The 12,554-nt window shown below is 70.1% G+C and carries 9 protein-coding genes and 1 pseudogene; 8 read left to right on the top strand and 2 right to left on the bottom strand.

Translation table 11 applies throughout. The annotated features are described in order from the left end of the window. Positions 1–484 precede the first annotated feature (484 nt). The 3 genes from AB0L59_RS12435 to AB0L59_RS12425 all read left to right on the top strand — a co-directional run bounded on the left by AB0L59_RS12435 (position 485) and on the right by AB0L59_RS12425 (position 3,040). Positions 485–769 (top strand): polyprenyl synthetase, encoded by a 285-nt coding sequence (locus AB0L59_RS12435; RefSeq protein WP_365582039.1) that lies wholly within the window; start codon positions 485–487, stop codon positions 767–769. Beyond that, positions 762–1,814 (top strand): polyprenyl synthetase family protein, encoded by a 1,053-nt coding sequence (locus AB0L59_RS12430; RefSeq protein ID WP_365582037.1) that lies wholly within the window; start codon positions 762–764, stop codon positions 1,812–1,814. The genes AB0L59_RS12435 and AB0L59_RS12430 overlap by 8 nt, the downstream gene beginning before the upstream one ends. 62 nt (positions 1,815–1,876) lie before the next feature. Next, positions 1,877–3,040 (top strand): oxygenase MpaB family protein, encoded by a 1,164-nt coding sequence (locus AB0L59_RS12425; RefSeq protein WP_365582036.1) that lies wholly within the window; start codon positions 1,877–1,879, stop codon positions 3,038–3,040. 170 nt (positions 3,041–3,210) lie between these two features. Here AB0L59_RS12425 and car read toward each other — a convergent pair whose 3' ends face one another. Then, complete coding sequence (gene car / locus AB0L59_RS12420; protein WP_365582035.1) at positions 3,211–6,723, bottom strand: carboxylic acid reductase; 3,513 nt, start codon at positions 6,721–6,723, stop codon at positions 3,211–3,213. Between the two features lie 382 nt (positions 6,724–7,105). Between car and AB0L59_RS12415 the strand changes: the two genes are divergently transcribed. From AB0L59_RS12415 to AB0L59_RS12400, 4 genes and pseudogenes are all read left to right on the top strand, one after another. Continuing rightward, positions 7,106–8,548 (top strand): MFS transporter, encoded by a 1,443-nt coding sequence (locus AB0L59_RS12415; protein ID WP_365582033.1) that lies wholly within the window; start codon positions 7,106–7,108, stop codon positions 8,546–8,548. Positions 8,549–8,605: 57 nt separating this feature from the next. Continuing rightward, a pseudogene (locus tag AB0L59_RS12410) lies at positions 8,606–8,788 on the top strand (transposase); the annotation flags it as partial. 395 nt (positions 8,789–9,183) lie between these two features. After that, a complete protein-coding gene (locus AB0L59_RS12405) occupies positions 9,184–10,314 on the top strand; it encodes a Gfo/Idh/MocA family oxidoreductase (RefSeq protein WP_365582032.1) in 1,131 nt (376 codons plus the stop codon). Between the two features lie 125 nt (positions 10,315–10,439). Beyond that, positions 10,440–10,928 (top strand): nitroreductase family deazaflavin-dependent oxidoreductase, encoded by a 489-nt coding sequence (locus AB0L59_RS12400; protein WP_365582201.1) that lies wholly within the window; start codon positions 10,440–10,442, stop codon positions 10,926–10,928. A 498-nt stretch (positions 10,929–11,426) separates the two neighbouring features. Here AB0L59_RS12400 and AB0L59_RS12395 read toward each other — a convergent pair whose 3' ends face one another. Further along, positions 11,427–11,876: an ATP-binding protein gene (locus AB0L59_RS12395; protein ID WP_365582031.1), complete on the bottom strand. Its 450-nt coding sequence runs from the start codon at positions 11,874–11,876 to the stop codon at positions 11,427–11,429. A 152-nt stretch (positions 11,877–12,028) separates the two neighbouring features. Here AB0L59_RS12395 and AB0L59_RS12390 point away from each other — a divergent pair, with 152 nt between their 5' ends. Further along, on the top strand, positions 12,029–12,511 hold the full coding sequence (locus AB0L59_RS12390) for a MarR family winged helix-turn-helix transcriptional regulator (protein WP_365582199.1): 483 nt from the start codon (positions 12,029–12,031) through the stop codon (positions 12,509–12,511). The last annotated feature ends 43 nt before the right edge of the window (positions 12,512–12,554 follow it).

Raw genomic sequence — 12,554 nt, 5'->3', positions numbered from 1 at the left:
CTCGAGACCCTGACTCTGCTGCTCAAGGAACTCGGAGACGCAGGCCGCGACCAGCAGGCGCAGTGAGGGATCAGGGCCAGGGGACCAGTGTCTCCGCGCCCGCTGCACCTCTCGTCCGGGAGATACGCGCGGACCGACAGCCGGGCGGGATCCGCCGGCGGGACACCTCCAGGGTGGTGCGGTCAGTCTGCGCCGGGCGACACGGGAACGCCCGGCGCGTGACGACGTGCCGCACGCTCCTGATCACCGGATTACCGGGCCCGCTGCCGCTCGACGCGCGGAGCGCACCAGCCCTGGACAGCGGTCGGCCGCCATGGGACCGCTTCCGCGAAGGGGCGGGACGGCCGGTCGCACATCTGATCAGGCTTATCGCTCGATCCGGTATCGCGGCTGACGCAGAGCGGTCGAGGCGTCAGGCTCGTGCCGGCGGTTGCCGGGAGTCGGGCGCCCGCGGCGAGTGACCGAGGAGGCGAGAGGCATCAGCATGGCAGACACTCCGCACAGCGGAGCACGTGCAGAGGAGCAGGCGGTCCTGCTCGTGGCAGGACTGATGGACCTGGCGGTGAGCACCGTCGGCTCGGCAGTCGGGGCGGCCCGGCAACTGCTGCGCCGTTCCGATGGCGCGGACATCGCCAAGGACGCGCAGCGCGACCTGATGGCCCGCGGCCGTATCGCACTGGACCGCTGTGCCACTGCCCCCGCCGCGCACCTGGAGGTGCTGGCCCGGCACGCTCTCGCCAGTCGGGCGGCGCCCGGTGGCGATGTCTGAGCGCTGGGACGCCGTCGCGTTCAGGAAGCGCATGGACACGGTCCTCCATGGCGTCCTGGCCGAGGAAGCCGAGCAGTTGGTCGGCATCGATCCCGCTCTCACGCCGATGGCCGAGCAACTGCAGGTGGCGGCCAGGCACGGCAAGCGGATCCGCGCCGCATTCTGCTACTGGGGATGGCGCGCGGCGGGGCAGCCCGACAACGACGCCCTCATGCGTGCGGCTGCCTCGATGGAACTGGTCCATGCGGCGGCGATCGTCCATGACGACCTCATCGACGACAGCCCGCTGCGGCACAACCTGCCCGCCGCGCACGTCGCCCTGCGCTCCGCGGTGACCGGACATCCGAGGCCGCACGCGGCCGCCCGCTCCCTGGCCATGCTGGTCGGGGATCACCTCATCGCCCTGGCGGGCCGGCTGTTCGCGGCCAGTGGCCTGCCCGCCGCGTACCTGGCCAGGGCGCGGCCGATCTGGGCGGAACTCGCTCGGGAAGTCATCGCGGGCGAATGCCTGGAGATCCTCAGCACCGGAACCCCACCGGATGCGGACGTGTCCTTGAAGGTCGTCCGTTACAAGACCGCCAAGTACACCGTCGAACAGCCCCTGCTCATCGGCGGTCTGCTCGCGGGCGCCGCCCCCCGGCTGCGCGCCGGCCTCTCCGCGTACGGGCTGCCACTGGGGGAGGCGTTCCAGCTGCGTGACGACCTGCTGGGCCTGTTCGGCGAGCCCCACCGCACGGGCAAAGCCGGCCTGGACGACATCCGCGGCCACCGCCCCACCACCCTGCTCGCCAAAGCCTGGCAGGCCGCCGGTCCTGCAGAGCGTGGGCGGCTCGCCGAGGTACTGGGACGCCGTGACCTCGGCGAGGAGGACCTGCGCGAGGTCCGCGAGCTGATGCTGGAGCTCAGGGCCCCGGAGCAGGTCGAGGACCTGATCGCCGCACGGGTGGCGGATGCCGTCGGCCACCTGGACGGGCTCGGCATGCCCGCGCCGGCCCGCAGGGCCCTGACCGAACTCGCCCGCTCCGCCACCGACCGCCGCCACTGACCCCCACTGCGCGACGGCACCACCCAGGTCGTCCTGGGCGGTGCCGTCGAGAGGACCGTGACATGACCTGCACAGAAGCCTCGATGAACGCCCTGCGCCAGTCCGGTGACGAACTCGCCGACGCTGTGGTGGCGACCCTGTTCGAACGAGGGGAGGTCGGCAAGTTCAACTCCCTGATGCGCCACGTCTCCACGGCCGGTTCGCCGCTGCCCGAGGGACTGCCTGACGTCGCCCGCGAGTACCTCCGGGCCACCGGCTTCCCACCGGACTGGGTGGACTGGGGCGAGATGGAAAAGGCGCGGCTGTTCTTCATCGACAACAACGTCCACATCTCCACCGCCCTGTCCTTCGCCTCCATGCCCGCCTGCTATGTCGTCCCGCACGTCGCGAAGCTCCTGTCGGCGACGCACGGACTGGACTACCCGTCCAGGCGGATGGCGGAGACCGGCCAGTTCACCGTCTACCTGATGCAGCCCGGCGCCTTCGAGGCCGGCAGCCGCTTCATCCCCGCCGCGCAGAAGGTGCGCCTGCTGCACGCCTCGATCCGCCACCACCTGCAGCGCGAGAACCGCTGGGACACCGGGACTCTCGGGACGCCGATCTGCCAGGAGGACATGATCGGCGGTCAGATGTTCTTCTCCCTGCTCGTCCTGGACAGCCTGCACCGCCTGAACATCCACATGTCCACCGAGGGCGCCGAAGCCTACTTCTACGCCTGGCGCGTGGTGGGAGCGATGCTCGGCGTCGACCAGGAGGCCGTACCGCGCGACCTGGACGAGGCCCGGCAGTTCCTCGACCTGTACATGGTCCGCCACATGGGACCGAGCCCCGAGGGCGCGCATCTGACCAGGCAACTGATCGACCTCTACGAAGAGGTGGTTCCCGGCACCTTCTTCGACCCCATCGTCTCCGCCCTCATCCGCTACCTGATCGGCGACACCTGCGCCGACTGGCTCGAGGTGCCCCGCACCGCCTGGGACAACGTCGCCAAGGTCGTCCCGGCCCTGCTCGGGGTTCTGGAAAGCATCGAGGACCGCTCCCCGTTCGGCGCCTGGGCCCTGGACCGCCTCGGCCACCTCACCACCGTCTTCGAGCTGTCCTCCCTCACCCGCGGACGCGTCATGCACTACGCCGTCCCCGAGCACCTGAAGAAGGACTTCGGCGTCAGCGGCACCGTGCCGCGCACCCGGCGCTGGACTCCACCCGCATCGACCGTGGCTACGTGAGGGAGGCGCCGCGGGGTGCTCGGCGCTGGTCCCGGCGGACGTGACGCTCATTTGACGCACCGGGCGTCCGACGGACCGCTCACGGTGACCCCAACCGGTCCCGATGGACGACTCGCCGACGAGCGGGGCGAGTTACGACTCGATGGTGGACGTCCCTGCGACCACGGGCCCTACAGAAGATTCAGCTGACGCAGGTCGGTGACGTACTTGGTGATCAGCGTGGCGGAAAGATGTGGTGTGTCCCCGGCGCCGCCGATTTCGGCTTCGCGGACGGCTTGCTGGAACCGGTGGGACGGGACGGCGGAGCCGCGGACGGGTGCGGCGGGTTGCCGGAAGGCGTGGATCAGCGGCAGCAGCGAGTGCCGGCGCCTGGGTTCCGGCAGGGCCCGCAGCGCGCACTCGAACCGGGTGAACCAGTCGTCGTAATCCTCGATGCGGCGGATGGGGTGGCCGGAGTCCGCCAACCAGTCGACGAACGTGTCCAGCGAGATTCCGTCGTCGTGCGGGTTGACCACGTTGAAGGTCCGGTAGCCGTCGGTGTTCCGCGCGGCGAGGGTGCTGACGGCCTGGGTGACGAAGTCGACGGGGAGGCCGTCGAAATGCGCCCGTCGCCGGTCACCCTGTGCGTCGGCCCGGTAGAAGGAGGCCGGGGCGGTGCCGGTGACCGCGAGGCTGAACAGGAGGCGGGTGAGCACGTCGGGGACGTTCAGCTGGCCGGTGTGGCGCTGATGGGCGAGGATCATGCCAGAACGGAGGACGGTCACCGGCAGGCCGCACGCGTCGTGGGCCTCCCGCAGCAGGACCTCACCCGCCCACTTGCCGGCCGAGTAGCCGGTGGCGTACCCGTCGCCGAGGGTGCGCACCGGGCTCACGACACGGATGTCGGCGCTCTCGTCGAGGCGTGACGGGTCGAGCCGGTCGGCCACGCCGACCGTCGACAGGTAGGTGAACGGCTTGACCTTCCCGGTCAGTGCCAGCCGGATCAGTTCCGCGGTGCCCACGACATTGGGGCCGAACAGCTGGTCGTAGGGCAGGACGTGGTTGACCATCGCGGCCGGGTGGAGGACGAGGTCGACCTCCTGGACCAGCCGGCCCCAGGTGTCCGGAGCCAGGCCGAGACGGTCCTGGGAGATGTCGCCGGCGAGCACGTCCAGGTGGTGCGCGGCCAGCTCCCCGTAGTGGTGCAGCAGGCCTGTGTCGCCGGTGTCGAAGGCGGCATCCAGACGCCGACGGGCGTCGGCGGCGTCACGTCCCCGTACGACGCAGATCAGCCTGCCGCCGGACCCGGCCAACCGTTCCAGCCAGTCCAGGCACAGGAAGCGGCCCAGATAGCCGTTGGCCCCGGTCAGCAGCACCGTGCTCTGCCCCGCAGCGCGGGGCAGCCGGCGCGCGGTACGAAGCGTCTCCGCGTCAAGGAACTTCTCCAGCGCGAGATCGGTGGCACAGACCTCGGCGCTGTCGCTGCCGTGCACCACGGCGAACGACGGCCGTTCGACGCCGCAGGCGCGTTCCGCCTCGATATGGGCCGCGACCGCCCGGAGGTCGTGCGTCGGGCCGAGCAACACCCCGACCGGCGTCTCGACACCGAAGACGTCCCGCAGCAACCGGGCGAACGACAGCGCGGACAGCGAATCGACACCCAGATCCGAGAAACGCGCGGTCGGGGTCAGGTCCGCGGCCGAGCAGCCCAGCAACGCACGAGCGGCGCGGCATACCGCCTCGAACACCGGCTGGCCGGGGCCGCCTTCGCGCACGGCACGGAGTGCCTCCTCCTGTCCGCTCGCCAACTGTTCGTAGAGCTGCTCCAGGCGGTCTCCGTAGCGTTCCCTGATCTGCGGGCGGAGATTCTTCCGGATCTCCGACAGCAGCCCGTTCTCGACCGAGAAGGGCTCTGTCTCGATCAGGAAGTCCCGTGGAATCTCGAACGACTCCAACTCCGCTCTGGCGGCGACTTGTTGCAGCGACTCGCGCAGCCGCCCCCGGAGTTCCTGGTGGCTCGCTGCCTGCCGAAGCGCTTCGTCGGTGGGCACCACGACGGCCAGCAGGTAGGCGCGCTCGCTGCTGCCGTACACGTAGATCTGCCTGATGAGGGGGCTGGTGACGAAGGTGCTCTCCAGACGGGAGATCGTGACGAACTCGCCCTGGGCCAGCTTCAGCACATTGTTGCGGCGGTCGACGTACACGAGCTGTTCCGGTCCCGCCTCGGCCATGATGTCACCGGTCCGGAAGAAGCCGTCGGCGTCGAAGACCTCGGCCGTGGCGTCGGGCCTCTTGTAGTACCCCGGGGTGATGGAGTCCGTCTTGACCAGCAGTTCGCCCCGCGGATACGGGGAGTCCGTGGTGAAGTAACCGAGTTCCGGCACGTCGACGAGCTTGTACTCGGTCACCGGGGGCCGCTGCACCCGCGAGTCGATCAGGATGCAGCCGGCCTCGGTCGATCCGTAACCGTCATGGACGGGCAGCTCCAGGCACGACTCCACGAACCGCTTGAGCTCCGGCGAGATCGGCGCGCCGCTGCACGTCAGCTGCAGCAGACGGCCACCCAGGACACGTTGGCGCAGGTCCGCCTTGACCGCGGCCTCCAGCGAGCAGCGGTCCTTGAACTCCGGAGCCCGGCGGACCAGCTCGCTCTGGTATGCCTGGAACAACATGTCGCAGACGCGCGGCACCAGCAGCAGCTTCGTCGGCCGGGCGAGCCCCATGTCCTCGAACAGCGTGGACAGGTCGCTCCGGGCGGTGAAGTACGAGGTACCGCCCCGCCCGAGAGTGCCGTACAGGGCCGTACGCCCGGCCGTATGACTGAGCGGCATGTAGCCGAGGTCGATGGAGGGAAGCTCATACTGGGCCGGACCCCAACCGACCCACTGCCGGTGCAGCATCCGCTCCGTGTAGACGGCGCCCTTCGGTGCCCCGGTGCTTCCGGAGGTGTAGATCAGCAGCCTCATGGGGTCCGTGTCCCGCTCCGGCTGCCCCAGTGGCGCCTCCGGAAGGTCACTGCCCAGGCCGACGATCGCGGCGAGAGAGTCGATCGCGGTCACACCGGCCCCTGCGAGCCGAGACCGCGCGGCCTCGTACTTCTCCCGCTCGTGGTCCACTTCCGGGTGGTAGCCGAAGACCACCAGCCGCGGACTCGACGGGCTCGACAGCACCAGCTCGACGGCCCGGTCCAGGACCTCCAGGCTTGCCGCCACCACACGCGGCTCGGTCTCCTCGACGATGCGCCGCAACCGGGATACCGGGGCGCCGGACTGCAACGGCACGCACACGGCACCCAGCCGCAGGCACGCCAGGTCGAGCACCGTATGGTCGACGCTGCTGAATCCGTACAGCGCGACGAAGTCCCCCGCGCCCACGGCGCGCTGTCCGTGCAGTCGCCATTCCGCCGCGACCGCGCCGGCCCGTTCCCACAGCTCGGCATAGCTGATCGTCGTGAAACGCGGCAACAGCACCTGCGAGGTGCGGCCCGACAGCGGGTCAACCACCGTCTCCGTCTCCCGCTCACCGAGAGCGGGGCGATCCGCATACGCGCGCATGATGCGGGCCACGGTCCGCGCCAGCCCGTCCGTGGAGGTGCGCACAGCGGCGCTGACCGATTCCAAGGGCAGTGCACCGCGCAACTGCTCGTCGTCGTCGGTCGCTTCCGAGCGCCGAGCGTCGTGCTCCGCGTCGTCCCGTCCTCGCATCACGGCAACGTGAACGAACGACATCCGGGTGAGTCACGTCCAGGGAGCCAGGGACTGGCTGTGTCAGAGAGTGCCCGAGTCGTCGCTTATCGTGTCTGGCGTTCGTATCGGTGCGGGCCCGACGAGATGTCGACGCGTCGGACCCGCACCACATCTCTTGTGGACAGGTGGCACAGGTGTTCATGGCGAGGGCGAGCGGGACGGCGCACGGCCGCCGCACGGCTGCGGGGCCACCCGAGGAGGCCGGTGCACGCGGCTGCGGCGGGCGGCGGGACCTGCCCTTCCACGGCGATGTCCCCGTCCCGCTGTTCGTCTGCGGCTTCCGGCACGGGGCAGGGATCGCCTTGGCGGCCGGCAGCGGCGGAAACGGGGGGGCGAGCGCATGACCGCGACGACGACGCGAGCGGCTGCCGAGGTGGACCGGCCGACGCCTGGCGCATGGACCGTCCTGTGGGCCATGACGGGCGGGCTGTCGATGCTCATGCTCGACGAAACGGTCGTGTCCGTCGCGCTGGCGGCGATGACACGTCAGCTGCCCCTGTCCCCGGCCGGTCAGCAATGGGTCGTGAACGCTTATGTACTGGCCATGTCCACCACCGTTGCCCTGGGCGGCAGACTCGGAACGAAGTTCGGGCCGGTCACGACGTTCCGGCTGGGCGCGTGGGTGTTCTTCACGGCATCCGCCTGCTGCGGCCTGGTCCCCTCCGGTGGGACGGGGCAGGAGTGGCTGATCGCCGCCCGGGTGCTACAGGGCTGCGGCGCGGGGCTGATGATGCCGGTGAGCGCCAGCATCGTCATGGCTGCCTTCCCGTCCGCGGTGCGCGGGCGGGCGATGAGCGTCTACGTGGGCGTCAGTCAGCTCTTTCTGGTGCTCGGTCCGCTGCTCGGTGGCGCACTGGCCGGCTGGGTCACCTGGCGTGCGGTGTTCTGGATCAATGTGCCGGTGGGGCTCGTCGTGTTGGTCCTGGCCCACCGGGGCCGCCCGGCCAATCCAAAGCAGCCGTCGCTGTCCGTCTCCCCCGTGCACGCCGTGCTTCTCGTGGCGGGCATCGGCGGGACGGTGTACGCGCTTCAGCAGTCGGCCCAGTGGGGATGGGGCTCGACGGCAACCCTGCTCGCCCTGGCCGCCGGTGTCGCGGCAACGGCCACGTTCACGCTGGTCCAGATGCGGTCCGCCGATCCCCTCGTCCGGATCCAGTTGCTACGGCACCGCGCGTTCGCGGGTGACGTGGTGGTGCTTCTGACCATCCAGTTCAGTCTGCTGCCGATGGCGGTGTTCGCCGCGCTGTACACACAGAACCTGCTGGGTTACAGCCCCGCGCAGGCCGGGCTTGTCTCGCTGGCGCTGATCGGTCCGCTGATGACCGGCGCCGCATTCGCCGGTCGCTGGTACGACCGTTCGGGCGTGCGCGCGCCGGTTCTCTCCGGACTCGGTCTCGCCACAGCGGGGGCGGTGCAGTGGGCGTCGGACATGCCGCACATCGCTTTGGCCTCGAAAATGCCAGGCGTGATGCTGGTCGGCCTGGGTCTCGGCCTGGTCCTGGCCCCCGTGAACACCGATGCGCTCAGCCGCGTGCCGCCGAGCGAGCGGCCGCAGGCGTCCGGGATCGTCCACACGGTACGACAGCTCGGTGGAACACTGGGGGTCGCCGTGGTAGGGGCGGTGGTTCTGGCGCACGAACATGCGGTGCCACCGGCTCAGCGCGCACACGACACCGCAGCGGCGATGCAGACCGGTTTCCTGGTCGTGGCGGCCGTCTTCGCGGGAGCGTTCCTCGCGGCCTGGGTCTTGCTGCCCCGGCAGCCCTCCCCGGCAGCACGGTGACCTTTGTCGGCCGGTGCGTGCGCAGGGGGAAGGGCCGCCGTGGATCGTGTCCGATGAGTGATCGTGTCCGATGAGTGGCGGGCACGGATCGAGCCGCTGCTTCCCGTCGTGCCCCTGTTCGTGCTGTACACCGGCATTCCGTGGGAGTTCCTGCCCCAGGAGCCGGGCTTCGGCTCGGGCATGACGTGCCGGCGGCGTCTGAGGGACCGGAACGACGCGGGTGTGTGGCAGCGCCTGCACGAGCGGCGGGAACCGCAACGACGTCACTCGGCTCATGCCGCTCGCCCAGGCCGTCCCGCCGGTACGTGGCCGACGCGGACACCCCGCCGACGGCCGGACGAGCTCTACGCCGACCGCGGCTCAGGACCTCGCCGTACACCGCCGAGCGGGCCGGCAGAGCTTCGCGCTGCTGCACTGGTTCCGTCGCGTGCGCATCCGGTGCGAGACCCGCGACGGCATCCGGGTCGGGGGCCCGGTGATCGCCGCGATCCGGCGGGTGAGCGTGGTGGCCTCGGCGTGTAGCTGAACGTGATGCCTGGACCGTGTCCTCCAGGGCTGTCGGCCGTTCTGAGGTGAGTGAGCAGGCGGTCGCGAACACTGGGGTGCGCATGACGTCCACTTCCCCTCATGGAGGGTTGATCCGTGTCGGCGTCGTGGGTCTGAGCGCGAGCGGCGGTTGGGCGGCCACCGCCCATGTGCCGGCGCTGGCCGGGCTCGACGGATACGAGTTGCGGGCGCTGAGCGCCAGCACCGCCGAATCGGCGCGTGCCGCAGGCGAGAAGTATGCGGTGCCGCTGGCCTTCGGCAGCGCGGAGGAGCTGGCCCGCAGTGAGGAAGTCGACCTCGTGGTGGTGACGGTGAAGGTTCCGCACCACCTGGAGCTCGTCCGACCCGCGCTGGAAGCGGGGAAGATGGTGTTCAGCGAGTGGCCGCTCGGTGCCGACCTCGCGCAGGCCGAGGAGCTGGCCGACCTCGCGCACCGCAGGGGTGTGCTCACGGGAGTCGGCCTGCAGGCCCGGTCGGCTCCGTCGCTTCGGTATCTGCGGGACCTGGTCGCCGACGGCTATGTGGGGCGGGTGCTGTCGACCAGCATGCTCGGGTCGGGCGGGATCGCGGGCGCCACCTACGACGACAACTACGCGTACCTGCTGGACGTCACGAGCGGAGCCACGCTGCTGTCGATCCCCTTCGGGCACTCGGTCGACGCGCTGACCATGGTGCTCGGGGAGTTCCGCGAGGTGTCGGCTCTCGTCGAGAACCTCCGCCCCGAGGTCACCCACGTCACGAGCGGGGTGGTCGCGGCCAAGACCGCAGAGGACCAGGTCGCGGTCACCGGTGTGCTGGAGTCGGGGGCCGTGGCCGCGATGCACTTCCGCGGTGGGACGCCTCGCGCCACCTCGTTTCACTGGGAGATCAACGGCACGGACGGCGATGTGGTCGTCAAGGCCGTCCAGGCTCCATGGTGGTGGTACGGGGGGCTGCGGCTGTACGGCGCCAGGGGCAGCGACGGCGCGCCGGTCGAACTTCCGATTCCCGCCCGTTACCAACGGTCGCTGGCCCAGTGGACCGAGCGAACCGCCGAGCCCGCCTGCAACGTCGCCCACCAGTACGCGCTTCTGCGCGACCAGATCACCGGGAACCTCGCACCGGGCGAGGACGGCGTTCCCGACTTCCGGCACGCCGTCCGGCGGCACGGCATGCTGGAGCGGATCAGAGAAGCGGCACGCGCCGGACGGAAGGTCGTACTCGCAGGCCGAGGCGCGTAGGCCCGAAGCGGGAAAGGTCCTGAGGCCGGCCGTTTCGCCCTCGGCGAGGATGCGGCAGGCCGTGTGGCGTCTGAGGGGCGATCGCCCTGGTTCTTGCCCGAGGCGACGAGAAGCTTCTGGGCGATCTGGAAACCGGCCCGGATCCTGCCGGCTACTCGGACGTCCACCTGCGAGGTGACCACCCGTGCCCGGAATGTCTGATACGTGCACCGGTGTTGGAGACGGTCGGTTCGTACTCGCCCTCGAGAGGCATGGCATCCTTCCCCTCGTCGTTAGGGATGTTCTCGCAGCTGACCAGCCGGGGCGCCAAGAGCGGCAATATCCGCAAGGCGCCGGTGATGCGCGTCGAGTACGACGGGCGCTATGCGGTGGTCGGCTCGGTGGGCGGATCCCCCAAGCATCCGCTGTGGTACTTCAACGTCAAGGCCGATCCGCACGTCGAACTCCAGGACGGCCCCGTGAAGCAGGACATGATGGCCCATGAGGCCACCGGCAAGGAGAGGACGGAGTGGTGGCAGCGCGCGGTCGCCGTCTTTCCGAGGTACGCCGACGTGCAGAAGAAGACCTCGCGGGAGTTCCCGGTGTTCGTTCTGGAACCTGTCGCCGGGCGGTGATCCCGGGCCGTCTCCGGGTCGTTGGAGGACACTCGACGATGACGAACGTTCGACAGCTGTCATCAGCTCGAGGCAGGTCAGGGCATTGACCAGACAGGGGCCGCCGGTCAGGCGGCCCCCTCGTTTCCTCGGTTGCCGAGTGTCCCTCGACAGGGTTCGACGCCGCCCGTCGAGGCTCCATCGACCGCGTGGGCAGGAGAGCTTCGAGCCGGCTCGCCAGCTTCTGCCGGGCGGCCGGCGCAGGGGCGTGCCCGATTCTCGCCCGCTGCTCCGTACGGGGCGCGACACGACCGCGAGCGCCCACCCTGCTTCCATGCGTGGCCAGGGCCTCGGCTTGCGGGCACCGGCACTTCGAGTCGTGGCGGTCTCTTCCCGCCCCGGGTGCGGCAGCGCGGCCGGCGGACGCGTCACGGCCGGGCAGACGCGACGTTCTACCGCCGATGCGGCCTGACCGGGCGTCAATCCGTGGCGACCGCACCCCTGCTGCCGCGCGGTCGATCAGGGCGCGCTGGTGACGTCGGCCCAGTGGACAGCGCGTCCGGCTTCCTCGCGGTGGCCGTGCGCGGCGGTGAGCTGATCGACAATCTCCAGTCCGCGGCCGTGCTCGTCAGGGGGGCAGGAGGCCGCCCAGTCGCCGTGCACGGCGGCAGGGCCTCCGTCGGACACCTCGATGTGCACTCGCTGAGTGCCCGGGTCGCGGCTCAGCCCGAAGTCCAGTGGAGGCTGGGCATGCTCCACGGCGTTGGTGACGAGTTCGGAGACGGTCAGGAGGACCGAGTCGGCCGCGTCCTCGGCGACGCTCCACTGAGCCAGGAGCCCTTTGGTGATCTTGCGGGCCTCGCCCGCGGCTTCCGGGTCGTGCGCGAGGGTCCACGTGTCGACCGATGTCGACGGACTCCGGGCAGGACCTGTGCGAGGGGGTGCCTCTGGGGCGTAGGTGCCGGTCACGGTCATCACCTTCCTCCGGGTGCCGCTGTGGCGCCCTGGTTGTGACCAGAACCCCTGAGGGGCTACGGCATTTATATCACCCTTCTATATAGGATATCTATATAGATAGAAAATATAGACATCCTATATAGAAGGGTGATATAGGTGTGGGTATGGACGAGACACCTGAAGAGAGTCGCCAGGAGGTGGCGACGGCGCTGAACGAGCTGGCCATCGGACTGGTCAGGCGACTCCTGTCGGTCCGGCAGGGCATGAGTCTGACCACCGCCTCGGCGCTCAGCCGGCTGGAGCAGGAAGGTCCGATCCGGCTGACCGCCCTGGCAGCGGCGGAGGGCATCGCCCAACCGTCGATGACCGCTCTGGTGCATCGGCTGGAAGACCAGGGCCTGGCCACTCGAGTGGGCCATCCCGAGGACGGGCGGGTCCGCCTGGTCGCCATCACGGGAGCCGGACGAGAGCTGATGGCCGAGCGCCGGCGCGCGCTGGGTGCCCGGGTGGCCGACATGCTGGCCGCGTTGCCCGAGCAGGACGTGCGGGCGCTCGGCGAGGCCATGCGCACGGCCCTGCCCATCGTCCGGCGGATGAGCCAAGCCGCCCCACAACCCCGCGTTTCCGGCGGCGAATCGCCCTCCTGAGCCTCCTGGCCGCGCTCTTGGGTGTCTCCTCCAGCAGGCGGGA

It is taken from the genome of Streptomyces sp. NPDC052109 (genome assembly GCF_040680195.1).
In the GTDB taxonomy this organism is placed as follows: domain Bacteria; phylum Actinomycetota; class Actinomycetes; order Streptomycetales; family Streptomycetaceae; genus Streptomyces.
The sequence above is the reverse complement of the archived record's forward strand: the minus strand, read 5'-3'. Positions and strand labels throughout refer to the sequence as shown.